General features: G+C 53.8%; 21 protein-coding genes. 13 read left to right on the top strand and 8 right to left on the bottom strand.

Annotated elements, in window-relative coordinates:
• Positions 1 to 69: 69 nt before the first annotated feature.
• Positions 70 to 498 carry an OsmC family protein gene (locus tag L466_RS10180; RefSeq protein ID WP_014170171.1) on the bottom strand — a complete coding sequence of 143 codons (429 nt, stop codon included), beginning with the start codon at positions 496 to 498 and terminating at the stop codon, positions 70 to 72.
• A 127-nt stretch (positions 499 to 625) separates the two neighbouring features.
• On the opposite strand from L466_RS10180, the gene L466_RS10185 reads away from it, so the two are divergent.
• Positions 626 to 1,585 (top strand): hypothetical protein, encoded by a 960-nt coding sequence (locus L466_RS10185; protein WP_032680961.1) that lies wholly within the window; start codon positions 626 to 628, stop codon positions 1,583 to 1,585.
• 23 nt (positions 1,586 to 1,608) lie between these two features.
• Here L466_RS10185 and L466_RS10190 read toward each other — a convergent pair whose 3' ends face one another.
• Positions 1,609 to 2,484, bottom strand: coding sequence for a LysR family transcriptional regulator (locus tag L466_RS10190; protein ID WP_071993105.1), 876 nt, complete (start codon positions 2,482 to 2,484; stop codon positions 1,609 to 1,611).
• 111 nt (positions 2,485 to 2,595) lie between these two features.
• On the opposite strand from L466_RS10190, the gene L466_RS10195 reads away from it, so the two are divergent.
• The 6 genes from L466_RS10195 (at position 2,596) to adhP (ending at position 9,248) form a co-directional block, all read left to right on the top strand.
• Positions 2,596 to 3,447: a Vmh family MBL fold metallo-hydrolase gene (locus tag L466_RS10195; protein WP_025204138.1), complete on the top strand. Its 852-nt coding sequence runs from the start codon at positions 2,596 to 2,598 to the stop codon at positions 3,445 to 3,447.
• Between the two features lie 231 nt (positions 3,448 to 3,678).
• Positions 3,679 to 3,894, top strand: a complete 216-nt coding sequence (bdm, locus tag L466_RS10200) for a biofilm-dependent modulation protein (protein WP_020884080.1) — start codon at positions 3,679 to 3,681, stop codon at positions 3,892 to 3,894.
• Between the two features lie 95 nt (positions 3,895 to 3,989).
• Positions 3,990 to 4,127, top strand: coding sequence for a stationary-phase-induced ribosome-associated protein (sra, locus tag L466_RS10205; RefSeq protein WP_013096533.1), 138 nt, complete (start codon positions 3,990 to 3,992; stop codon positions 4,125 to 4,127).
• A gap of 176 nt (positions 4,128 to 4,303) precedes the next feature.
• Positions 4,304 to 6,001: an NAD-dependent malic enzyme gene (locus L466_RS10210; protein WP_020884079.1), complete on the top strand. Its 1,698-nt coding sequence runs from the start codon at positions 4,304 to 4,306 to the stop codon at positions 5,999 to 6,001.
• Positions 6,002 to 6,324: 323 nt separating this feature from the next.
• On the top strand, positions 6,325 to 8,034 hold the full coding sequence (locus tag L466_RS10215; protein WP_032680959.1) for an ABC-F family ATP-binding cassette domain-containing protein: 1,710 nt from the start codon (positions 6,325 to 6,327) through the stop codon (positions 8,032 to 8,034).
• Between the two features lie 203 nt (positions 8,035 to 8,237).
• A complete protein-coding gene (adhP, locus tag L466_RS10220; protein WP_025204137.1) occupies positions 8,238 to 9,248 on the top strand; it encodes an alcohol dehydrogenase AdhP in 1,011 nt (336 codons plus the stop codon).
• A 43-nt stretch (positions 9,249 to 9,291) separates the two neighbouring features.
• Here the strand turns inward: adhP and L466_RS10225 are convergent, their stop codons facing one another.
• Positions 9,292 to 9,798: an RrF2 family transcriptional regulator gene (locus L466_RS10225; RefSeq protein ID WP_032680958.1), complete on the bottom strand. Its 507-nt coding sequence runs from the start codon at positions 9,796 to 9,798 to the stop codon at positions 9,292 to 9,294.
• 199 nt (positions 9,799 to 9,997) lie between these two features.
• Between L466_RS10225 and L466_RS10230 the strand changes: the two genes are divergently transcribed.
• A complete protein-coding gene (locus tag L466_RS10230; protein WP_032680957.1) occupies positions 9,998 to 11,200 on the top strand; it encodes an NAD(P)/FAD-dependent oxidoreductase in 1,203 nt (400 codons plus the stop codon).
• A gap of 30 nt (positions 11,201 to 11,230) precedes the next feature.
• Here the strand turns inward: L466_RS10230 and araJ are convergent, their stop codons facing one another.
• Positions 11,231 to 12,409, bottom strand: coding sequence for an MFS transporter AraJ (gene araJ, locus L466_RS10235; protein WP_032680956.1), 1,179 nt, complete (start codon positions 12,407 to 12,409; stop codon positions 11,231 to 11,233).
• 166 nt (positions 12,410 to 12,575) lie between these two features.
• On the opposite strand from araJ, the gene ppk2 reads away from it, so the two are divergent.
• Positions 12,576 to 13,394 carry a polyphosphate kinase 2 gene (gene ppk2, locus L466_RS10240; RefSeq protein WP_025204134.1) on the top strand — a complete coding sequence of 273 codons (819 nt, stop codon included), beginning with the start codon at positions 12,576 to 12,578 and terminating at the stop codon, positions 13,392 to 13,394.
• A 43-nt stretch (positions 13,395 to 13,437) separates the two neighbouring features.
• Here ppk2 and fdnI read toward each other — a convergent pair whose 3' ends face one another.
• From fdnI to fdnG, 3 genes are read right to left on the bottom strand one after another with little or no spacing between them, the layout of a single operon-like run.
• Positions 13,438 to 14,091, bottom strand: coding sequence for a formate dehydrogenase-N subunit gamma (fdnI, locus tag L466_RS10245; protein WP_032680955.1), 654 nt, complete (start codon positions 14,089 to 14,091; stop codon positions 13,438 to 13,440).
• Positions 14,084 to 14,968 carry a formate dehydrogenase subunit beta gene (fdxH, locus tag L466_RS10250; protein ID WP_032680954.1) on the bottom strand — a complete coding sequence of 295 codons (885 nt, stop codon included), beginning with the start codon at positions 14,966 to 14,968 and terminating at the stop codon, positions 14,084 to 14,086. The genes fdnI and fdxH overlap by 8 nt, the downstream gene beginning before the upstream one ends.
• Positions 14,969 to 14,979: 11 nt before the next feature.
• Complete coding sequence (gene fdnG / locus L466_RS10255) at positions 14,980 to 18,027, bottom strand: formate dehydrogenase-N subunit alpha (protein ID WP_150343157.1); 3,048 nt, start codon at positions 18,025 to 18,027, stop codon at positions 14,980 to 14,982.
• Between the two features lie 221 nt (positions 18,028 to 18,248).
• On the opposite strand from fdnG, the gene yddG reads away from it, so the two are divergent.
• The 3 genes from yddG (at position 18,249) to L466_RS10275 (ending at position 21,369) form a co-directional block, all read left to right on the top strand.
• Entirely contained in the window at positions 18,249 to 19,127 is an 879-nt protein-coding gene (gene yddG, locus L466_RS10265; RefSeq protein ID WP_032680952.1) for an aromatic amino acid DMT transporter YddG, read from the top strand.
• 630 nt (positions 19,128 to 19,757) lie between these two features.
• Positions 19,758 to 20,831, top strand: a complete 1,074-nt coding sequence (gene ompC, locus L466_RS10270; protein ID WP_032678230.1) for a porin OmpC — start codon at positions 19,758 to 19,760, stop codon at positions 20,829 to 20,831.
• Between the two features lie 79 nt (positions 20,832 to 20,910).
• Entirely contained in the window at positions 20,911 to 21,369 is a 459-nt protein-coding gene (locus L466_RS10275) for a GFA family protein (RefSeq protein ID WP_020884055.1), read from the top strand.
• Between the two features lie 38 nt (positions 21,370 to 21,407).
• Here the strand turns inward: L466_RS10275 and L466_RS10280 are convergent, their stop codons facing one another.
• Positions 21,408 to 22,895: an MFS transporter gene (locus L466_RS10280; protein WP_032680951.1), complete on the bottom strand. Its 1,488-nt coding sequence runs from the start codon at positions 22,893 to 22,895 to the stop codon at positions 21,408 to 21,410.
• A gap of 116 nt (positions 22,896 to 23,011) precedes the next feature.
• Between L466_RS10280 and L466_RS10285 the strand changes: the two genes are divergently transcribed.
• Entirely contained in the window at positions 23,012 to 23,587 is a 576-nt protein-coding gene (locus L466_RS10285) for a TetR family transcriptional regulator (protein ID WP_032680950.1), read from the top strand.
• Positions 23,588 to 23,656 lie beyond the last annotated feature (69 nt).

Here is a 23,656-nt window from a genome sequence, read left to right as displayed (position 1 = left end):
TGCTACCCACAAATACACCTATCCTCATGCGCACAGCTGCGCGCATGAGGGCTTTTAATGAGCTTTGGTTTAATTGAGCGTGTAATCCAGCGTGATTTCCGCGTTCAGCAGCTGTGAAACCGGGCAGCCGGCTTTCGCTTTCTGAATAACGCCATCGAACTGCTGAGGGTCAATGCCAGGGACAGTAACCTTGCTCTGCAGTGCGACCTTCGTAATGGCGAAACCGCCCTCTTTTTTATCCAGTGACACGTCGGCGGTGGTATCAATGGAATCGGCGGTATAGCCTGCTTCGCCCAGCATCAGCGACAGTGCCATCGAAAAACAGGCTGCGTGTGCGGCACCAATCAGTTCTTCCGGGTTGGTCCCTTTTTCGCCTTCAAAACGGGTGTTGAAGCCGTAAGGCTGTTGATTGAGAACGCCGCTCTCGGTAGAAACAGTTCCTTTTCCGCGTTTAATATCGCCAGACCAGTGTGCTGAACCGTGCTTATGAATTGTCATTCTTGCTCTCCTTTTGGCTTACAAAGGGTTAAGTATAGACCAGAGATCTGACGCGTCCTGGAACACAGAGTATTCTGGTTGGCACTGATGCGATACATCACTTCGAACCATCAAAAGGGAAAGGCCTATGATGCTAAACACCAGGATTGTCGTGGCACTGACCACGCTCGCCGTGACGCTCCCCCTCTTTGCCAGCACGCCGGAGAATTTTATCTATACCAGCTCGGGCGACCTTGATGCCGCCGCCGCGCTTATCGCCCGTCGTGATATCGGTGGCGCGCAGATCGTTTATAACTGGCGTGCACTGGAGCCTGAGAAAAACAGATATGACTTTTCATCCATAGAGCGAGACCTGGCGCGCCTGAAGGCCAGCAATAAAAAGCTGTTTATTCAAATTCAGGATCGCTTCTTCGAAAAAGATGCCCGGTATGTCCCTGATTATCTGATGGCAGACACAAAGTACAGCGGTGGTATTTCTCCGCAGTTTGACAATCCTGGTGAAGGGAAACCTACAGGTTCAGGCTGGGTAGCCCGGCAGTGGGATCCTGCCGTGCGTGAACGGTATCAAGCCTTACTGGCAGCCCTGGCGAAGCGTTTTGATGGCCAGGTTTACGGTGTGAACTTACCGGAAACCGCGATTGACCTTGATGAGAAAAAGCCGCCGACAGGATTTTCGTGCGACAACTATTTTGCCGGAGAAATGGAAAATCTCGCCTTTGCGCGAAAGGTTTTCACGCAATCCCATGTCGTACAATATGTGAACTTCTGGCCGTGTGAATGGAACAATGACCATAATTACATGGGGCGGCTGTTCGAATACGCCAGTGCCCATAATATCGGGCTTGGCGGACCGGATATTGTTCCCAACCGCAAGGCGCAAATGAAAAACGCCTATCCGTTCTTTAACCAGTATAAAAACAAACTGCCGCTGGTCGCCATGGCCGTTCAGGAGCCCACGCTCACCTACCGAAACCCGGCTACCGGCAAGCCCTTCACCAAAGATGAATTTGTTCAGTTCGCAGAAGCGTATCTCGGCGCAGATATTATTTTCTGGAGCACAACGTCGCCCTGGCTGACGACGAAATAAGCCACAGGCTCACTGCGCGGGCATCAGTTCAGATGCCCTGCAATTTCATCAAGAAAGACGCGGAGGGCCGCAGGCTGATATTCCCGCGACTGGTAAATCCCGTGAATGGCGAGCGGCTTAGGCACTAAGTCTGTTAGCACCGGGACCAGCAGTCCTTGCTCGAGCGCCCCTTGCGCTTCGTGCTCGGGCAGCATTGCAATACCGCAATGTTTAACCGCCGCGTCCATCAACAACGACGAGATGCTGGCGCTAAGATTGCCGCTCACCGCGACGCTCACGCTTTCGCCTTCCAGCGTCACAAAATGCCACGACTGACCCGCGAAGAAGCTGTAATGCAGGCAATTGTGCTGCGCCAAATCCTCAGGCGTCACGGGCGTGCCGTGCTGCGCAAGATAGTCCGGCGAGGCGCAAAGCACCGAACGGCACTCGCCCAGCCTACGGGCAATCATCCCCGGCTCCGGGTTATCGGTAATACGCACGGCTACGTCAATACGCTCGCCCACCAGACTCACGGGATGGTTATTCACATCCAGTTCAATTCTGAGCTGCGGATAACGCGCCAGCAGCCCGGGCAGTACCGGCGCAATCATGTGCATGGCGGTAAAGTGCGCGCAGGCTACCCGTAAGGTGCCGGAAGGTAAATCTTTCTCCGACTGGCCTTCAATCTCCTGCGACAGTTGCGAAAGGGTACGCGTTTTCAGCAGTACCTTTTCCCCTGCTGCGGTCAGCGTCAGCTTGCGCGTTGAGCGATTCACCAGCCGGGTCCCCGCCCACTTCTCCATCTGCTCAAGATAACGGCTTACCATGGGCCGGGAAATGCCCAGCGCACGGGCTGCGGCACTCAAACTTCCCAGCTCGCAAATCCGGTTATAGACCTGTGCGGCAATAACGCGATCCATATAACGCTCCATTTGCTCGATTTATGAAACTAAGCATGTCTTGTTTCAGGAATTCTGGCAAATGGAGAGTTCGGTACAATAGGGTCTTTCCTGATAAAAAGAGACATGATGATGAAGCTCACTCGCCTTGCACTGCTATGCACCCTCTTCACGCCGGCGGTCTTCGCCGCACCGTTGACCATTGATACCTGGAACCCGCAGGAGAAAGGCATCTTTGCGGTCTCGTCGACGCTGGTGTCTGGCCCGAAAGAGGCCGTCCTGTTTGACGCGCAGTTCAGCGTGAAAGACGGTGAAGCACTGGTGGAGAAAATTCGCCGCAGCGGTAAAACCCTGAACAAGATTGTGATCACCTCCGGCGATCCGGACTTCTACTTTGGTCTGCAACCGCTGGTTAAAGCATTCCCGAATGCGAAAGTCGTGGCGACTCAGCAGGTGGTTGACCATATCAAGGCCACCAAAGATGCCAAGCTGGCCTTCTGGGGCCCACAGATGAAAGACGGCGCGCCAACAACGCTGATCGTTCCCCAGGTGCTGACCTCCACCACGTTTATGGTTGATGGTGAGAAAATCGATATTGAACAGCCAGACAGCTACGCGGCCTATGTCTGGATCCCATCAGCGAAGACGATTCTTGGCGGCACGGGCGTTTCATGGGGCATCCATCTGTGGACGGCCGATACCCAGACCCGCGCACGTCGCCAGCAGTGGCAGGATACGCTGGAAAACATGGCGGCGCACAAACCTGAGCGCGTGATCCCGGGTCACTATCTGGGGACGCCACCGTCAGGTACCGGCGCTATCGATTTTACCCGTGAATATCTGCAGCGGTTCGAGCAGACGCTGGCTAATCACAAAGATTCTGCTGGCGTCATTAGCGCCATGAAAAAAGCGTATCCGGGCCTGGCCGAAGAGAGCTCGCTGGAATTAAGTGCGAAAGTGAATACCGGCGAAATGAAATGGTAAATTAATCTCTGCTCCTGCTATTTTCTCGGATAGCAGGAGCGGCATCAAAATATCCCCCCTCGTCCCCTGTCATTATTCCTCCATTTCTAAAAGTGTCTAAAAGCATGCACTTATGTCATTTTTATTTCTAAGATGAATCTTAGACACAGCAAGGAAAATATTTGCCATTCTGTTTGTGAATTACATTTTTTGCGAGCCGTACCATTACACAGACAACGACACGGAGGCAGCATGTTTACTTATTACCCGGCAAATACTGCAGCAGCACAACCTGAACTCGTTAACGCAATCGCACAAGGTCTTCACGCCGAACACGGTGCTGTGACTGAAGATGACATTTTGATGGAACTGACCAAATGGGTGGAATCCACAGACAATGACATCCTCAGTGACATCTACCAACAGACCATTAACTACGTGGTCAGTGGACAGAATGCCTCTTTGTAAAAACCTGCTAAGCTGGATCTGCAACCTAAGGGGTTACATTTCGTTTGCGTAAGCAAACTTGTCCTTAAAACTATCAACAGGATTGAGGAGTAAAGATGAAATCGAACCGTCAGGCACGCCATATTCTGGGACTGAACTACAAGCTTTCTAACCAACGTAAAGTGGTGATTGAGGGCGACAGTGAAACGCAAGTCACCCATGCCACCGGCAGAAAACGCCACGCTGGCAAGTAAGTTCCAGTAAGAGATCCTGAACACCATCGGCAAAACCGATGGTGTTTTTGTTTATGTGTTGCGGTAATTAACATTTAGCTCCTTTATAATACCGCCTGACCGCACCCCACCGCACAGGCCAGAAAGATGACAAACAGCAGTGTCAGGGACGGATCTTCAAAAAAAGAGTGAGTGACATGGACAACAAACTGAAAAAACATCGTTCCTTATATATCCCTTATGCCGGTCCAGTTTTACTGGAATTCCCCCTGCTCAACAAAGGCAGCGCCTTCAGCATGGAAGAGCGCAGCAGCTTCAACCTGCTTGGTCTGCTGCCCGAAGTGGTGGAAACTATTGAAGAACAGGCTGAACGTGCGTGGATCCAGTATCAAGGTTTCAAGACTGAAATCGACAAGCACATCTACCTGCGTAACATTCAGGACACCAATGAAACCCTCTTCTATCGCCTGGTTCAGAACCACCTCGAAGAGATGATGCCGGTGATCTACACCCCAACGGTGGGTGCGGCGTGTGAACGTTTCTCTGAGATCTACCGTCGCTCCCGCGGCGTATTCATCTCTTATCAGAACCGTCACAATATGGACGATATTCTGCAGAACGTGCCGAACCACAACATCAAGGTCATTGTTGTGACCGACGGGGAACGTATTCTCGGCCTCGGGGATCAGGGCATTGGCGGAATGGGGATCCCAATCGGTAAGCTCTCGCTGTACACCGCCTGTGGGGGTATCAGCCCGGCGTACACCCTGCCGGTAGTGCTGGATGTGGGTACCAACAACCAGCAGCTGCTCAACGATCCGCTGTACATGGGCTGGCGTCATCCGCGCATTACCGACGATGAGTATTATCAGTTTGTTGATGATTTTATCCAGGCCGTTAAGGCACGCTGGCCGAACGTGCTGCTGCAGTTTGAAGACTTTGCTCAGAAGAACGCCATGCCGCTGCTGAACCGCTACCGCGATGACATCTGTTCATTCAACGACGACATTCAGGGCACCGCCGCCGTGACCGTTGGGACGCTGATCGCCGCCAGCCGTGCGGCAGGCAGCCAGTTGAGCTACCAGAAAATCGTCTTCCTGGGGGCAGGCTCTGCGGGCTGCGGTATTGCCGAGCAGATTATTGCTCAGACGCAGCGCGAGGGCTTGAGTGAAGAACTGGCCCGTTCCCGCGTCTATATGGTTGACCGTTTCGGCCTGCTGACCGACGGTATGCCTAACCTCCTGCCGTTCCAGACCCGACTGGTTCAGAAACGTGAGAACCTGAAAAACTGGGATACCGACAACGAGGTGCTCTCCCTGCTGGACGTGGTGCGCAACGTGAAGCCAGACATTCTTATCGGCGTTTCCGGGCAAACCGGTCTCTTCACCGAAGAGATTATTCGCGAAATGCACAAGCACTGTGAACGCCCTATCGTGATGCCGCTCTCTAACCCGACTTCCCGTGTAGAAGCAACGCCGCAGGACATCATCGCCTGGACCGAAGGTAACGCACTGGTGGCAACCGGCAGTCCGTTCGACCCGGTGGTGTGGAAGGATAAAACCTATCCGATCGCGCAGTGCAACAACTCCTACATCTTCCCGGGGATTGGTCTGGGGGTTATCGCGTCCGGTGCATCACGCATTACCGACGAAATGCTGATGTCCGCCAGCGAAACCCTGGCGAAACACTCACCGCTGGTGAATAACGGTGAAGGCCTGGTGTTGCCAGAGCTGAAAGACATTCATAAGGTGTCCCGCGCGATCGCTTTCGCAGTAGGAAAAATGGCACAGCAGCAAGGCGTGGCGGTGAAAACCTCCGCCGATGCGCTGCAGCAGGCCATAGACGACAACTTCTGGATGCCGGAATACCGCAGCTATCGCAGAACGTCTATCTAAAGAACAGGCCGGGTCAGGCAATCATGCCTCCCGGCCTGCCATTCTGCCCGCGCTTGCCGGGCCGTAAAATCCCCGCTACACTGCCTTCATCCATTAACCTACTGAATATATAAGGAGGCCAATTATGCTGTACTGTGAAATTTTCAATGTTTCACATACATTTGGTGATCGCACCAGCTCAAGCGTTATCGGTATCGTGCTGCGATAACTTCTGCTTGAGCGAAGACACCAACCCCTGAAATCCCTTCTCTCGGGCTTACTGAGTTATCGTCAGCGATGTTTGACGAGGCATAAACATGCCTGTAACTCTTGGGTAAGCAACAATGAGCACTTTACTCACTGCACAATCTCTACGTGTTGATACGGCGTTTGGTACGCTCTTCGACTCGCTCTCCTTTACGCTGAAAAAAGGCGATCGCATCGGTCTGCTGGGCGACAACGGCTGCGGTAAAAGTACGTTGCTGAAGGTGCTGGACGGTACGGACACGCCTGCCGCCGGAACGGTCGCGCTGGCCGGGCACTGCATCATGGCGCGCGTAGAACAACATCTGCCGGACGGGATTTATCCCCTGAGCATGCTGGATGCCGTGCTGGCACAACTGCCTGCGGCTGAACGCGAGAGCCTGCGCTGGAAAGCGGAAACGCTGCTGGCGAGTATGGGCTTTACGCCGCAGGACTGGACATTAACCTCGGCAACGTTGAGCGGCGGGCAACATACGCGTCTGCTGCTGGCGCGGGCTTTAATTAATGCGCCGGACCTGCTGCTGCTGGATGAACCGAGTAACCACCTCGATTTACCCACCATGCTCTGGCTGGAGCAATTTTTACAGGCCTGGTCAGGCAGCTTTGTGCTGGTTTCACATGACAGGCAGCTGCTGGATGCCGTAACCAACGGCAGCTGGATCCTGCGCGATAAGATGCTGCATTACTTTGCCCTTCCCTGCACCGCCGCACGCAAAGCGCTGGATGCGAAAGACGAAAGTGATGCGCAGCGCCACAAGGCAGAACAAAAGGAGATCGACCGCGTCGCGGCCAGCGCAAAAAGACTGGCGACCTGGGGCAAAGTCTACGACAACGAAGACCTGGCCCGCAAAGCGAAACAGATGGAAAAGCAGGTTGAACGGCTGAAAGAGAGCCAGACGGAGGTCACGGCGGGAAGTCAGTGGACATTAACCCTGCGCGGCGACGCGCTACGGGCCGACCGTCTGCTGGAGCTGGAAAACCTCGCGGTGCCGCCGGCGCCCGGGCTGCCTGCGCTGTTTAACATTGACATCGCGCGTATCAAAAGCGGCGACCGCGTGGCCATCGTTGGACGTAACGGCTGCGGTAAATCATCCCTGATGAAGCTGATCTGGCGGAATTTTCGCGGCGAGCAGGCTGACGATGGGCTGAAACTCCATCCACGCGTATCGCCTGGCTATTATGACCAGACGCTGAACCAACTCCCGGACGATGCATCGCTGTTTGACGCACTGGAGCCGTTTGCACCCGATCCGCAGAATCGCAAGATGGCCCTGATCGGTGCCGGCTTTGCGTGGCCACGTCACGGTCAGAAAGTCAGTACGCTCAGCGGTGGAGAACGCTCTCGCCTGCTGTTTGTTGGCCTGACGTTAGCGCGCTATAGCCTGCTGATGCTGGATGAACCGACCAACCATCTGGACATGGAAGGCAAAGAGGCGCTAACGGAAACCCTGCAGCAATTTGAAGGTGGCGTGCTGCTGGTCAGCCATGACCGTCAATTAATCAGCCAAAGCTGCAACCGTTTCTGGCTGATTGAGGACGGCAGGTTGAGTGAATGGCATGACGCCGAAGCGGTCTTTGAACGGCTGCGTGAAAGTGCAGACCTGATAACATCGCCGTGTTCACCGAAACAACAGCACGATCGCCCTTCGCAGTTTGACGACCTGCTTGAACGGCTGATCGCGCTGGAGACATTGCTGGAGGAAGACCTGGCCCGCAAACCTAAGCACCAGAAGCCGCAGTTGCAGGCGCAATGGCGCCAGGAGATTGAGGCGATAGAAGCAAAACTGTAAGTCCGCGCCCGGCGAGTGTCTCGCCGGGCCGCTCTCCCCCTGAACCCCCCCTGATTATTAGAGGATCGCTGTATTCTTAATCCGAAATCGAATCAAATGATGACATTATGTTGCTGCCACCTTGCATTAACGCGCCTAAGTATTAATCCTTAAGAAGTAGTACACCTGCTATGCAGAATCTCATCATGAACAAGGAGAAACATATGAAGGCTGCTGTTGTCACTCAGGATCATCAGGTCAATGTCACCGAAAAATCATTACGTCCGCTTAAGCATGGAGAAGCCCTGCTGAAGATGGAATGCTGCGGCGTATGTCATACCGATCTTCACGTGAAGAACGGTGATTTCGGCGATAAGACCGGGGTGATCCTGGGTCACGAAGGAATAGGGATCGTTAAAGAGATTGGCCCAGGCGTCAACTCGCTGAAAATTGGCGACCGTGCGAGCGTGGCATGGTTTTTTGAAGGCTGTGGACACTGCGAATACTGTAATACCGGCAACGAAACCCTGTGCCGGGATGTGAAAAACGCGGGTTATTCCGTTGACGGTGGGATGGCTGAAGAGTGCATCGTGACCGCCGATTATGCGGTAAAAGTGCCGGACGGTCTGGAGTCCGCAGCGGCGAGCAGCATCACCTGCGCGGGGGTCACCACCTACAAAGCGGTAAAAGTGTCCCACATTAAGCCGGGCCAGTGGATTGCGATTTACGGTCTTGGTGGTCTGGGTAACCTTGCGCTGCAGTACGCTAAAAACGTATTCAACGCCAAGGTCATCGCCATTGATGTGAACGATGAACAGCTGAAACTGGCCGCCAGCATGGGGGCAGATTTAACCATTAACTCTCGCAGCGAAGATGCAGCGAAAATTGTTCAGGAGAAAACCGGAGGCGCACATGCCGCGGTGGTAACTGCCGTGGCAAAAGCAGCCTTCAACTCAGCGGTGGATGCCGTGCGTGCGGGTGGCCGCGTGGTCGCCGTTGGCCTGCCGCCGGAAGCGATGAGCCTGGATATTCCACGCCTGGTTCTGGACGGCATTCAGGTCGTCGGTTCGCTGGTGGGAACCCGTCAGGACCTGATGGAGGCATTCCAGTTTGCGGCAGAGGGCAAAGTGGTGCCAAAAGTGACAATGCGTCCGCTGGAAGATATCAATGCCATCTTTAAAGAGATGGAGCAGGGTCAAATCCGTGGTCGTATGGTGATTGATTTACGCTCTTAATCGCCGGTTGCCGGGGGGCGGTTTTGCCTTACCCGGCATTTCACTACGACGATCGCCGGTCAGAAATCCACTTCTGAACCTCAATCTGAAAGGTATCCGGCGCTTTGCGGTACATCTTGCGCGCCAGATCGAGAATGGTATGTCGCGCTAACTCCTCTTCCATCCGTTGCTGTGCGCTGTCCATGACCGAACGTACGCCACACGGGCCATTGCACACCCAGGCAGGAGGCGTTTCATTAAACACCGCCAGCCGCTGACGCACCTCGCGACACTCAAACATGTTCTTCTCACCGTCAATGGCGTGCGCCACATCCAGTACGGTGATCAACTCCGCCGGGCGCGCCAGTTTAAACCCGCCGCCCTTACCTTCCGTGCTGCTCACCAGCCCGGCACGTGACAAACGGGTGAAGATTTTTCCCAGGTAATCATACGGCACACCCTGCAGGGCGGCCATTTCCCGGACGCTCATCTCACGCTCATTGCCTTTTGCATCCACCATGCACATCAGGCTGTGAATGCCGTATTCCACACCGGAACTGTAAAACGCCATGGTTAACTCCGAAGTTATTTATCTGGGTCATTATAACGGCGTTATTGCCCACAATCACAACTACCCTCCCCTTTTTCATTAACATGCTGATTTTATGCAGCATTAAAATTTAACTCAGAAAGAAGTTGTCGTAGTTAACTGCGACAAGTATAGTTGCAGTTATGTCAGGTATACAGCGTGATGATCAAAAGGATCGAAGATGAAGAAGCAGATTTTAATTGTGGGCACCGGTTTTTCCGGCATGTGGGCTGCCGTCAGCGCCGCGCGTCTGAATGCGCTGGAGGGCAATAACAGCCTGAAGATCGCCGTACTGGCACCCGCCCCCGAGTTGCGTGTTCGCCCGCGCTTCTATGAAGAGAACGTGACGTCGCTGGTCTCTCCGCTGACCGGACTGTTCGCTGAACTGGGTATTGATTTTATCGCCGGCAAAGCAGAATTCATTGATATAAAAGGGAAAAGTGTTTCCTATCGTGATGCGAATGGCGTAACTGCCGCAGTGAGTTACGAGCGGTTAGTGCTGGCCACCGGCAGTCAGAGCAAGCGTCCCCCGATTGCCGGGCTGGCTGAGTACGCCTTTAATATCGATCAGCTTGAATCCGCACAGGCTTTTGAGCAGCATCTTGACTCCCTTGTCTCGCGCCCTTCCACCACTGTGCGCAATACCGTGGTTGTCTGTGGCGGCGGTTTTACCGGCATTGAACTGGCAACCGAGCTTCCTGCCCGACTGCGCGCTCGCTTCGGCGATGATACGGCGATAAGAGTTATCGTAGTTGAAAGAGGTCATGTCATTGGCGGACGATACAGTGAAGCATTGCGTAACACCATTAAAGACGCGAGCCAGGAACTGGGGATTGAGTGGCGTCTGAACAGTGAAATTGAGGCCATCGATGCGAACGGCGTAACGCTGAAAAACGGCGAACGTATCCCCGCTGCAACCGTAGTCTGGACGGCAGGCGTTGAAGCAAACCCGCTTGGACAACAGATTAACGGCGAACGCGATAACCAGGGGCGTCTGAAAGTGACAGAAACGCTGCAGGTTCCGGCTCATCCGGACGTGTACGCGACGGGAGATATGGCCTACGCCAGAACGGACGAGATGGGGAACACGGCGCTAATGACCTGCCAGCACGCGATCCAGTTGGGTAAATTTGCCGGCCACAACGCGGCAGCCAGCCTGTTGAATCGCACGCCTTATCCTTACCGCCAGGTTAACTACGTGACCTGTCTGGACCTGGGTGCCTGGGGTGCCGTTTACACTGAAGGGTGGGATCAGGCCGTCAAATCGGTGCGTGATGACGCAAAGAAAATCAAAATCGCCATCACCAATGAACTTATCTACCCGCCAGCAGCGGACAAAGCCGTGGCGTTTGCCGCTGCCGATCCGTTGGCGAAATTTGTCTAATGCCCTTCTACCGCGCCTTACCGGCGCGGTTCAACGTGCGGAAGCGAGCGAACCGGCGTCTGCCTTTCTGGCCCGAAGGTGTGCGTAGATCAGCAGTGAACTCATGGCTGAGAATGAGAGCACAGCCGCTGGCAGCGTGACATAGCTCCAGCTAAAGCCAAGCGTGATCATCATCCCGCCAAAATACGCCCCTATCGCACTGCCGAGGTTAAATGCCATTTGCCCGCCTGCGGCACCCAACATCTCACCGCCCCTGGCATTTTGCAGGAGAAGAATTTGCAGCGGCGCAGAGAGTGCAAACAGCCCGGCGCAGCAGATAAAGCCCATCACCAGCGACGCCGTTTTATGTTCCCCAAAGGCGAATAGCAACAGCAGTGACGCGACAATGACCATGTCGGTGGTGGCGGCAATACGCAGCGGACTGAAGCGACCCGATAATTTCCCGCTCAGGAGATTACCTAACACCATACCCAGCCCCATCAGCATCATGATGACCGTCATGACGCCTTCGGAGAAGCCAGAGACGTTGACCATAAACGGTTTGACGAAGCTGAACCACGCAAACACGCCAGCATTGCCAAACATGGTGGCAGCAAAAATCAGCCACGGCTCCGGTTTTTTCAGAAAGGAAAATTGCGCGGTCAATTTGATTTCGGAGCGATCATGGATGTGCGGCACCCAGACCAGTACCGAGATGATCACCAGAGCATCAAACAGGGCAATCAGGAAGAAGGTATAGCGCCAGCTGAATTCATGACCCAGCCAGGTACCCAGCGGTACGCCCACCAGATTGGCAACCGTCATGCCGGCTATCATGCCCGCCACAGCGACCGTCACCTTCCCCGGAGGCGCAATTCTCGAGAGAATAATCGCCCCGACGCCAAAAATGGCGCCGTGCGGAAAACCGGAAATCAGCCGCCCTATCGCCAGCCAGGCATACGACGTTGAAAAGGTAAAAATTGCATTACCGACGGCACACAGCACCACCAGAAACAACAGCGTGGATTTTAACGAAAATTTACCTGAGAACAGCGCCACAATCGGGGCACCAATCACCACACCAAAGGCGTAAAACGAAATCATATTCCCGGCGGCGGGAATTGAAATTCCGGTGTCATGGGCCAGTTCAGTTAATACGCCCATAATGCCAAATTCAGCCATTCCCAGGCCAAACGTGCCAAGTGCCAACGAAAAAATTGTCTTTTTCATACCACAACCACTGGTTAACAACGCGCGACAGGCATTATTGAACAATCTTGTATGGTGAGCCAGTTCAAATCAGCTGGCTGACACGTTAATCCATTAATTCAGGTGGATTACACTTCATAGTGCGGCCCCGCTTTTTCCCGCGCCGGACAACCTGAGGATGACAATCATGGGAAGCAAGAAGAAAACCAGTGTCGCAGTTGATGTCATAAAGCATGAGCCGTTAAAAACGAAAGAGTATGAAAAAGAGCTTCGTCGCCTCCACGTTGAACTGGTTAAGCTCCAGCAGTGGGTCGTCGCAAAGGGTTTAAAGGTCTGTATTGTCTTTGAAGGGCGCGACGGTGCCGGTAAAGGCGGAACCATTAAAGCCATCACTGAACGCGTTAGCCCACGCGTCTTCCGGGTTGTTGCGCTCCCCGCCCCGACGGAAAAAGAGAAGACCCAGCTCTATTTCCAGCGTTATGTCCCCCACCTGCCAGCCGCCGGCGAAATTGTCATTTTTGACCGCAGCTGGTACAACCGTGCGGGCGTTGAACGGGTGATGGGATTCTGCACACCGGAGCAGGTCGAGAAGTTTCTTGATGGCACGCCGGTGATGGAAAAAGCAATGGTGGATGCCGGGATCATCCTGCTCAAATACTGGCTGGAGGTCACGCCGAAAGAACAGGAGCGTCGTCTGCGCGATCGTATTAACGACGGGCGAAAGACCTGGAAATTATCGCCAATGGACATTAAGTCTTTCAATTTGTGGGATGAATATACCGTGGCGCGAGATGCGATGTTTGCAGCCACCGACACCGCCTGGGCACCGTGGTTTGTCGCCCGTTCGGAAGATAAAAAACGCGTGCGCCTGAACATTATTTCGCACCTGCTGGCGCAAATCCCGTACAAAGCCATTCACATCGAAGCGGTGAGTTTGCCGAAGCGTAAGATTGGTAAAGTGAAGCCGACCCAATACCCGTTCCGGTATGTTGAAGAGCGTTTTTGACTGAAGCGTTCGCGGGTCATTCGCTGACCCGCGAACGCGGGACTTACGGCATCCCTTTCGTACTGTCCTGTTTCGCTTCCAGCCGCTCAACGTCACGGTACCAGCGCGGGTGGTGTTTCTGCGCCCAGCGGCGGCTCACTTTCCCTTCAATCATGCCTTTAATCGACCCTTTGACCCAGAAGGCCATATACATGTGGATCAGGATGGCGTGGATCAGAATAATGGCTGACGTCGCGTGAATGAGCAGCGCGTAGCGAATCACCTGAATGGGGAAGTAGTGCGCAAAGTACGGCCGCCAGATAATGATGCCGGTGACCAGCAGCACAAAAATCATGCTCATGATGGTCCAGAACATCATCTTCTGCCCGGCGTTGTATTTGCCGACCTTCGCAACCTTATGCTCATTGCCCTTTAGAACCTCAATAATCCCCTTCAGCCATGGAATGTCATGCTTATCCGGAATATTGTGATGTACGAAGCGCGCAAACATAAACATCAGCACCACGAAAATCAGCACGCCGAAGAACGGATGCAAGATACGCCCCATCTGTGGCGTCCCGAAGGTTTCCGTCAGCCACTGCAGCGTCGGGAAGAAAAAGGAGATCCCCGAGACCGCCACCAGGAAGAAGCAGATCACTACCGTCCAGTGACAGGCGCGGTCGACAAACTTCGTGCGCACAATCCATGACTTACTCATGAGGTTCCTCCTCATCGTCATCCACCTCTTTGTTGGGTCCGATACCGATGTAGTGATAAATCAACCCGGAGAAAGTAGCGATAAAGCCCGCCGCAGAGAGCGGTTTGAGCGCCCCTTTCCACAGGTTGATCGAGGTATCGATCGCAGGATCTTTCGGCAGATTGTGGTACAGCTCCGGCTGGTCGTTATGGTGCAGAACATACATCACGTGCGTTCCCCCCACACCCTGCGGGTTATAAATGCCCGCACTGGCGTAACCGCGCGCTTTCAGTTTGTCCACGCGCTGCTGGGCTACCTCCAGCATCTCTCTTTTTGTCCCGAAGTGGATAGCCCCGGTCGGACAGGTTTTCACGCAGGCAGGCTCCTGCCCGACGCTCACGCGATCGACACACAGGGTGCATTTGTAGACCCGGTTATCCTCTTTACTGAGGCGCGGAATATTAAACGGACATCCCGCAATGCAGTAGCCGCAACCGATGCAGTTATCCTGCTGGAAATCGACAATTCCGTTGGCGTACTGGACGATGGCCCCGGCTGACGGACAGGCTTTCAGGCACCCCGGATCTTCGCAGTGCATACAGCCGTCTTTACGGATCAGCCACTCCAGCTTGCCGTTCTGATCGGTTTCGCTAAAACGCATTACCGTCCAGGATTTGGCACTCAGATCCGACGGATTATCGTAAACCCCGACGCAGTGTCCCACTTCATCGCGGATATCGTTCCACTCCGAGCAGGCCACCTGGCAGGCTTTACAGCCTACGCAGGAAGTGACATCGATAAGCTTGGCGACTTCTGCCTTATCATCCCGCGCACGAGGCGCGGGGGTGATGGAGTTGGTCGCGGAGCGTTTAATAATGTCCTGTGTTTCCATTGCCATGTATTCGCTCCTTACGCTTTCTCGATGTTGACCAGAAACGCTTTGTACTCCGGCGTTTGCGAGTTGGAATCGCCGACGTTTGGCGTCAGGGTATTGGCGAGGTAGCCTTTTTGCGCCACCCCTTCAAAGCCCCAGTGCAGCGGAATACCGACGGTTTCCACCTGCTGACCATGCACGCTCAGCGCCTGCAGACGACGCGTAACCACCGCAACCGCGCGAATAAAGCCGCGCTTGCTGCTCACCTTCACGCGGTCACCGTTGGCAATACCCTTCGCTTTCGCCAGCGTTTCGCTGATCTCCACAAACTGTTCCGGCTGGGCAATGGCGTTAAGCCGTGCATGCTTGGTCCAGGTATGGAAATGCTCGGTCAGGCGGTAGGTAGTCCCGACATACGGGAACCTGTCCTTCTTGCCTAAACGCAGGACGTCCTCTTCATAGATACGCACCACCGGACTGGATATGACGTTCGGGTGCAGCGGGTTGGTACCGAGCGGCGTTTCCATTGGCTCGTAGTGTTCCGGGAATGGCCCCTCCGCCAGCTTATCGAGGGCAAACAGGCGTCCCAGCCCTTCCGGCTGCATGATAAACGGCCCGGTCTCACTGCCCGGTGCGGCGGTGCTGAAGTCCGGAATATCGTTACCCGTCCATTTGCTGCCGTTCCATTCGATCAGCATCCGTTTCGGATCCCACGGTTTGCCGTTGATATCCGCAGAAGCACGGTTGTACAGCACGCGACGGTTCAGTGGCCATGCCCACGCCCAGCCCAGCGTATTGCCCAGCCCTGACGGGTCAGCGTTATCGCGGTTCGCCATCTGGTTACCCTGCTCCGTCCAGCAGCCGGTGTAGATCCAGCATGACGATGCGGTCGTGCCGTCATCCCGCAGCAGCGCGAAGCTGTTGAGCAACTGCCCTTTCTTCGCCAGCAGCGTGCCGTTCGCGTCATACAGATCCGCCAGCGCAACGCCGTTATTCTCTTTGGCGACCTCTTCGGATTCAGGATGGTCCGGCTGTTTGTAATTCCAGCTCATCCTCAGCAGCGGTTCAGCGCCTTTCCCCCCTTCGGTGCGATACATTTCACGTAGACGATGGTAAATCCCGGCGAGGATTTCGCCGTCGTTACGCGCTTCACCCGGTGCATCCTGGCCTTTCCAGTGCCACTGCAGCCAGCGGCCGGAGTTGGCAATCGACCCGTCTTCTTCTGCAAAACAGGTGGACGGCAGGCGGAACACTTCGGTCTGAATCGATGCAGGATCGACGTCGTTCATCTCGCCGTGGTTCTGCCAGAAGTTGGAGGTCTCGGTCACCAGCGGATCGATAACCACCATGTATTTCAGTTTGCTCAGGCTGCGAACGACCTTGTTTTTGTCCGGGAAAGACGCCACCGGGTTAAAGCCCTGGCAGATGTAGCCCGTAACGTTGCCCTTATCCATCATGTTGAAATACTTAATGACGTCATAGGCCTGGTCCCATTTCGGCAACCACTCGAAGCCCCAGTCGTTTTCCTTCTGCGCGGCATCGCCATAGAACGACTTCATCAGGCTGACGAAGAACTTCGGATAGTTACTCCAGTAGTTCACCTGATCGGCACGCGTCGCTTTTGGCGTGTTGGCCGCCAGATAGCTGTGCAAATCAGTCTGCTTTTCAGACGGCAGCGTCAGATAGCCTGACAGGCTGGTCGACAGCAGGCCCAGATCGGTCAAGCCCTGAATATTGGAGTGTCCGCGCAGGGCGTTCACGCCACCGCCGGCCATCCCCATGTTTCCGAGCAACAGCTGGATCATTGCCATGGTGCGGATGTTTTGCGCACCGACGGTATGCTGCGTCCAGCCGAGCGCATACAGGAACGTCGTGGTTCTGTCGGCGGCGCTGGTAGAGGCCAGTACATCACACACCTTGAGGAAATCTGCTTTTGGCGTACCGCAGATATTCTCCACGACGTCCGGCGTATAGCGGGAAACATGCTGTTTCAGCAAATTCCATACGCAGCGCGGATGGCTCAGGGTCTCATCGCGTCTGGCGTAGCCGTTTTCATCGAACTGGTAGTTCCAGGACGATTTATCGTACTGCCGTTTTTCCGCGTCATAACCGCTGAACAACCCCTCTTCAAAGGCAAAATCATCCCGTACCAGGAGGCTGGCATTGGTGTAATGCTTAACGTATTCAGCGTTAATTTTATTGTTTTCAATCAGGTACAGCAGAACGCCCGAGAGGAACGTAATGTCCGTACCGGAGCGAATAGGCGCATAGATATCCGCCACCGATGCCGTACGCGTAAAGCGCGGATCGACAACGATCAGCGTCGCATCGTTATTGTTTTTCGCTTCCATCGCCCAGCGGAAACCCACCGGATGGGCTTCAGCGGCATTACCGCCCATCACCATCACGACGTTGGCGTTTTTAATATCAACCCAGTGGTTGGTCATCGCACCGCGACCAAATGTTGGAGCAAGACTTGCTACCGTTGGTCCGTGTCAGACGCGCGCCTGGTTATCTACCGCCAGCATGCCGAGGGAACGCACAAATTTTTGCGTCAGCATGCCGGTTTCATTACTTGCCGCGGACGCGCACAGCATGCCGGTCGACAGCCAGCGGTTCACCGTAACGCCCTGCGCGTTCTTTTCGATAAAGTTGGCGTCGCGGTCAGCTTTCATCAGTTTTGCGATTCGGGAAAACGCCTCATCCCAGGAGATACGCTGCCATTTGTCAGATCCTGGCGCACGGTATTCCGGATAGCGCAGACGGTTTTCGCTGTGGACATAATCCAGCAGACCCGCCCCTTTCGGACAAAGTGCGCCACGGCTCACCGGATGATCCGGGTCCCCTTCAATATGATAAATCGCTTCTTTGGCGTTCTTCGCGCCATCGCCCAGGCTATACATTAAAAGCCCACAACCTACGGAACAGTATGTGCAGGTGTTACGGATCTCTTTAGCGCGCAGCAGTTTATAGTTGCGTGCCTGAGCCAGCGCCATTTTGGGTGCAAATCCCAGCATTGCGGCTGTTGTTCCGGCCATACCGCCCGCGCAGATTTTAAAAAATTGTCTGCGGCTGACGTCCATTGTTGTCCTCGTTTTCATTTAAGACTTCGCGCCGCAAACTAGCAGTAAAGCCCCTGTTTTTTTTGCGTCAAATCAAGGTCACTTGTCTTCACCCCCTTAATAGTCACCCCCACGGAGTTTAAATACCTCTTTTTGATTAAAGACTTAAGAGAATAATTCGCGATGGCAGGAGGATTAATGCTATAAATTTTTCCTTTGATTTTTATAGCGATGGCAGGGTTATGGACAGAAAGAGAGCAACGCTCACGGGACTGGCGGCGATACTGCTGTGGAGCACCATGGTTGGCCTCATTCGTAGCGTCAGTGAGGGGCTGGGACCGGTGGGAGGCGCAGCAATGATATACACCCTCAGCGGATTACTGTGCCTGGTGACGGTAGGATTTCCTGATATCAGACGGTTTTCACCCCGGTATCTTATTGCCGGCAGCGTGCTGTTTGTCAGCTATGAAATTTGCCTCGCCCTGTCGTTAGGCTATGCCGCAACGCGCTCCCAGGCTATCGAAGTGGGAATGGTCAATTATCTCTGGCCAAGCCTGACGATTGTGTTTGCCATTTTATTTAACGCCCAACGGTCCACCCTGTGGGTGATCCCGGGCTTAGCCGTCTCATTGCTGGGCGTCTGTTGGGTATTAGGCGGAGAACAAGGGCTACATCTTGATGACATCATGCGTAATGTCATCTCAAGCCCGCTCAGCTACGCGCTGGCGTTCGCCGGGGCTTTTATCTGGGCGGCTTACTGCACCGTCACCAGTAAGTTTGCCAACGGGCAAAACGGGATAACGCTTTTCGTGCTGCTCACCGCGCTCAGTCTGTGGGTGAAATATGCGTTCAGCGAACAGCCGCAAATGGTGTTTACTCTCCCGGTGGTCGTGAAGCTCATCATGTGCAGCGTCGCACTGGGGTTTGGCTATGCGGCATGGAATATCGGTATTCTTCATGGCAACGTCACGGTACTCGCAGCGGTATCCTATTTCACGCCTGTACTCTCAGCAGCACTTGCTGCCGTATTGCTGAATTCCCCCCTCTCGTTTTCTTTCTGGCAAGGCGCATTAATGGTTTGTGCCGGGTCATTGTTGTGCTGGTACGCCACGCGAAAATAATATCGCTCTTCTCTGCCGGGTCCATAATCGCCCGGCGGGAATTAACATAAATTTAATATGTGATCGCGCGTCAAAATAATGATCGGCGCGTTAGAAAAGCCGTTTAGATTCTGTTTATATTACCGCCCTTTCGTAAATCCCCGTCGTCTTTTATTGACATAACTTGACACCGTTACGTTATTAATCCCTTGCGAATATTAACAATGTATATAGCACAAAGTGCAATAGTGTGTTTCTGTGTGTTTCAGGTCCAACAAAGATTATCCCGTATAATGAAATAGTTAACCCACTGATTTTAAACAAATGACATTTATATCAAATGCGCAGAAAGACAGAAAATACCGACAATTAACAAAAGAAACTAAAACGGCTGAAAACTATATTTCTGCCAATGGTTTTGTTGAATAATTCATCAAAAAATGCACAAATCCCCACCATCTCATTCGTTACAGCCGCAATTTATCCGATCCGGATCACACTAATTGAAATTATTACTAATATTTTGAAACTTATTATTGAAACCCTACTACAAGATTCTTAAAAATAGCATGCCATTGATGATTAGCCTCGTTTAGAAATCGTTCAAAGTGGCTCAGGAAATACTGAAGAAAATTATAAGGAATATTTAAGATGAAACTTAAATTAGTTGCAGTGGCAGTGACTTCCATGTTGGCAGCAGGCGTTGTAAACGCGGCTGAAGTTTTTAACAAAGACGGTAACAAACTGGATCTGTACGGCAAAGTAACAGGTCTGCACTATTTCTCTGATGACGCTGGCAACGACGGCGACAAAACCTATGTTCGTCTGGGCTTCAAAGGTGAAACTCAGATCAACGACCAGATGACCGGTTACGGCCAGTGGGAATACGAGTTCAAAGGCAACCGCTCTGAATCTCAGGGTTCTGACGGCAACAAAACCCGTCTGGCATTCGCGGGCCTGAAATTCAACGAATTCGGTTCTTTCGACTACGGTCGTAACTACGGTGTTGCTTACGACATCGGCGCATGGACTGACGTTCTGCCAGAATTCGGTGGTGATACCTGGACTCAGACTGATGGCTTTATGACTGGCCGTACGACTGGCGTTGCAACTTACCGTAACACCGACTTCTTCGGTCTGGTTGATGGCCTGAACGTAGCTGCTCAGTACCAGGGTAAAAACGACCGTAACGACATCACCGAAGCGAACGGTGACGGCTGGGGTCTGTCTTCTACTTATGAATTCGAAGGCTTCGGTGTAGGTGCTACCTACGCGAAATCTGACCGTACTGACCGTCAGGTTGCTGCTGCAAGCAATCTGAATGCAGGTGGCGAAAACGCGGAAGTATGGGCTGCGGGTCTGAAGTACGATGCCAACAACATCTACCTGGCAACCACCTACTCTGAAACCCGTAACATGACCAACTTCGGTAGCGGTTTCATCGCTAACAAAGCGCAGAACTTCGAAGTGGTTGCTCAGTACCAGTTCGACTTCGGTCTGCGTCCATCCATTGCTTACCTGAAATCCAAAGGTAAAGACATTGGTACTTACGGCGACCAGGATCTGGTTGAATACGTTGACGTTGGCGCGAGCTACTACTTCAACAAAAACATGTCTACCTACGTTGATTACAAAATCAACCTGGTTGACGACAGCAGCTTCACTAAAGCAGCTGGCGTTGCTACCGACAACATCGTTGCTGTTGGTCTGACCTACCAGTTCTAAGATTTGTTAGTATAAAAAAGCCAGCCTTCGTGGCTGGCTTTTTTTATTCGGTTTGACTGGCGTAATAAAGGAGCACGCCATGCATATTTTCAAAGGACGCTGCCTGTGTGGGATGAGCCAATTCAGCGTTTCCCTCAACAATTTCGACGTCTATGCCTGCCACTGTACCCAGTGCCAGAAATGGTCGGGGGGAATGGCCATGTATCTGGAAGCGCAGGGTCAACCGCTTGTGGAAGAAGAGTCGATAGCCCCTTCTCATTTCACGTCATCTGCGCGCGGCGAACGCTGGTTTTGTCCCGGATGTGGTTGCCCGCTGTGGTTCACATTGACCGCACGCTCAACGACGCGCTATTTCATTCCCTGGACGCAGCTTGAGATGAGCGAAGACGAACGTCGCCGTCTGATACTTGCCGCTGAAATCTATACAGAAACGCAACCCGCATTCTTCGGCCTGACCGGGCAATACGCGCGCTTTAGCGGCACCGAAATTGAAGCACACGACAAGCGCTGCCTGCTGACTCCCCATGACGCACACTGAGGGTTGCACGGTTAGCATTGCACCACCGGGCCTGTTTTTTACTGTTTCGGTACGTTTGCCAGGCTAAACCAAATCCCGACCGCCAGCACCAGTAACATTGCGCCGGCACTGCCTAACGCCACGCTGTGTGACGTGATAAAGGCCGTTTTTGCCGCCGCAATTAACGACTCCGCCAGCCCTGGAGTCAGGCTCTGCGCCACGTTCACCGCTTCGCCAATCGATGACGAGGCCTTATCGGCCAGCGTCGCGCTCAGTCCCTGCGGCAGGACAATTGACGCCGAGAAGCTGCGGGTTAGCAGCAGACCAAAAATGGCAATGCCCAACCCTGCGCCCAGCTCATAGGACATGGTTTCAATCGCCCCTGCGGCAGCCGCTTTCTCTTTTGGCGCAGCCGCCATAATTGCCGAGGTTGAGGCCAGCAGCGCACTGGCGGCACTGAAGCCCAGCAGCACCATCAGACTCCATGCCTGCCAGTGCTGCGTGCTGAAGTCGAGCATCGACAGACCGATAAAGCTGACGGCACTCAACCCCATTCCGCCTGCTGCCACCAGGCGCAGCCCCAGACGACCGACCAGCACACCGGCAATCGGCCCGCTAAACCCGCTGGCGACCATCAGCGGCAGCATAAACATCCCCGCTTCAAACGGCGTAAAGCCATGCACAAACTGCAGCTCCTGGGCCATCAACAGCTCAAACCCCACGAGCGCGATCATGGCGGTCATCGCCATCACGACACCGCTTAAAATAATGCGATGACAGAACAGGCGCATGTCGATCATCGGCACGCGGGCGCGAAGCTGGATCCGCACAAAGATCATCAGCATCACCGCTCCGGTGAGCAGCGTCATTGCCACCAGCCACGGAGAAAGCACCCCTTTGAGCGCGGTTTTCGCGCTGTAGACCAGCAGCAATATCGCCACAATCAGCATGACTGCATGGGCAATATTCAGCGGCTGTTCCGGGCGTCCCTGTTGACGAGGCACCAGACGCGCGGCAAGGGAAACAACGATGACCACGATCGGCACGTTGATCAAAAAGACCGATCCCCAGTAAAAATGCTCCAGCAACATACCGCCAATCAACGGACCAAACGCCGCACCGCCTGAACCGACGGCGGCCCAGACCCCAAGCGCGATGTTGCGATCGCGCGCATTAACGAACAACGTGCGGATCCCCGCAAGCGTGGCCGGGATGATCATCGCCGCCCCAATCGCCAGCGAGGCGCGGGCAGCAATCAGCCATCCTGCTGAAGGCGCAAATGCAGCTGCCAGCGATGACAAGCCAAACAGCGTACTGCCAATTATCAACAACCGTTTAAAACCAATGCGGTCACCCAGCGCGCCCATCGGCAGCACCATCCCCGCCATCACCAGCGAGTATATATCGATGATCCACAATAATTCGTTACCGCTGGCACCCAGCGTCATACTCAACGTCGGCGCCGCTACGTGCAGTACCGTCGCGTCGATCGCCACCGGGATATACACCAGCACGATAATGACTAACGCTAACCACTGACGAAACATAAATTTCCTTTTCTTTTAAATCATGGACACATGTCCAGCTTGCGATCCTACGTAAAGTTGAACGAGTGTCCAGCTTTTTGTTACACTTGTTTCAGTCCCATTAAGAGTGAGTGAAAATGCGATATCTGAGCAAGGATGAAAGGCGGGAAGAGATTTTACAGGCCGCTATGCGCGTGGCGCTCTCTGACGGACTTTCCGCAATGACGGTACGGCGAATTGCCGCCGAAGCCGGCGTCGCCACCGGACAGGTCCACCACCATTTCACCTCTGGCGGGGAGCTAAAATCGCTGGCTTTTGTGCGGTTAATCCGTGAACTGCTGGATGCGGATGTGGTCGGCAAGCAGGCCAGCTGGCGACAGCAGCTGCATGCCATGCTCGGCAGCGATGATGGCCGGTTTGAGCCCTATATTCGCCTGTGGCGTGAGGCGCAGATCCTGGCAAGCCGGGATACGGACATCAGGGGCGCATATGTACTGACCATGGAGATGTGGCACCAGGAGACCGTCGCCCTTATCAAAGCAGGCACTGACGCGGGAGATTTTACCCCGGGCGATCGGCCAGAAAATATTGCCTGGCGTTTAATTGGTCTGGTGTGTGGCCTGGACGGCATTTATATATTAGATATCCCAGAGATGGACGACGATGCCTTTAATAACCATCTTGATAAATTAATCTCTCTGGAATTGTGTTAATACTCACTTATGAGTATTAACAGCCCTCACTTACAATTCGTAACACATTAAGCGAACCCTTATTTCCCC

This window comes from Enterobacter sp. BIDMC 30 (assembly GCF_000534355.1).
In the GTDB taxonomy this organism is placed as follows: Bacteria; Pseudomonadota; Gammaproteobacteria; order Enterobacterales; family Enterobacteriaceae; genus Enterobacter; species Enterobacter ludwigii.
Note: the sequence above shows the minus strand (reverse complement) of the source record. Positions and strands in the feature narration are given on the sequence as shown.

Excerpts from the sequence above, each read along its gene's own strand:
- L466_RS10230 (WP_032680957.1), top strand. The coding sequence starts at position 9,998 with ATGAAGAAGCAGATTTTAATTGTGGGCACCGGTTTTTCCGGCATGTGG.
- fdxH (WP_032680954.1), bottom strand. The coding sequence starts at position 14,968 with ATGGCAATGGAAACACAGGACATTATTAAACGCTCCGCGACCAACTCC.
- sra (WP_013096533.1), top strand. The coding sequence starts at position 3,990 with ATGAAATCGAACCGTCAGGCACGCCATATTCTGGGACTGAACTACAAG.
- yddG (WP_032680952.1), top strand. The coding sequence starts at position 18,249 with ATGGACAGAAAGAGAGCAACGCTCACGGGACTGGCGGCGATACTGCTG.
- araJ (WP_032680956.1), bottom strand. The coding sequence starts at position 12,409 with ATGAAAAAGACAATTTTTTCGTTGGCACTTGGCACGTTTGGCCTGGGA.
- L466_RS10185 (WP_032680961.1), top strand. The coding sequence starts at position 626 with ATGATGCTAAACACCAGGATTGTCGTGGCACTGACCACGCTCGCCGTG.
- L466_RS10190 (WP_071993105.1), bottom strand. The coding sequence starts at position 2,484 with ATGGATCGCGTTATTGCCGCACAGGTCTATAACCGGATTTGCGAGCTG.
- L466_RS10180 (WP_014170171.1), bottom strand. The coding sequence starts at position 498 with ATGACAATTCATAAGCACGGTTCAGCACACTGGTCTGGCGATATTAAA.
- L466_RS10280 (WP_032680951.1), bottom strand. The coding sequence starts at position 22,895 with ATGTTTCGTCAGTGGTTAGCGTTAGTCATTATCGTGCTGGTGTATATC.
- L466_RS10285 (WP_032680950.1), top strand. The coding sequence starts at position 23,012 with ATGCGATATCTGAGCAAGGATGAAAGGCGGGAAGAGATTTTACAGGCC.
- L466_RS10215 (WP_032680959.1), top strand. The coding sequence starts at position 6,325 with ATGAGCACTTTACTCACTGCACAATCTCTACGTGTTGATACGGCGTTT.
- adhP (WP_025204137.1), top strand. The coding sequence starts at position 8,238 with ATGAAGGCTGCTGTTGTCACTCAGGATCATCAGGTCAATGTCACCGAA.
- L466_RS10275 (WP_020884055.1), top strand. The coding sequence starts at position 20,911 with ATGCATATTTTCAAAGGACGCTGCCTGTGTGGGATGAGCCAATTCAGC.
- L466_RS10195 (WP_025204138.1), top strand. The coding sequence starts at position 2,596 with ATGAAGCTCACTCGCCTTGCACTGCTATGCACCCTCTTCACGCCGGCG.
- ppk2 (WP_025204134.1), top strand. The coding sequence starts at position 12,576 with ATGGGAAGCAAGAAGAAAACCAGTGTCGCAGTTGATGTCATAAAGCAT.
- bdm (WP_020884080.1), top strand. The coding sequence starts at position 3,679 with ATGTTTACTTATTACCCGGCAAATACTGCAGCAGCACAACCTGAACTC.
- fdnI (WP_032680955.1), bottom strand. The coding sequence starts at position 14,091 with ATGAGTAAGTCATGGATTGTGCGCACGAAGTTTGTCGACCGCGCCTGT.
- ompC (WP_032678230.1), top strand. The coding sequence starts at position 19,758 with ATGAAACTTAAATTAGTTGCAGTGGCAGTGACTTCCATGTTGGCAGCA.
- L466_RS10210 (WP_020884079.1), top strand. The coding sequence starts at position 4,304 with ATGGACAACAAACTGAAAAAACATCGTTCCTTATATATCCCTTATGCC.
- L466_RS10225 (WP_032680958.1), bottom strand. The coding sequence starts at position 9,798 with ATGGCGTTTTACAGTTCCGGTGTGGAATACGGCATTCACAGCCTGATG.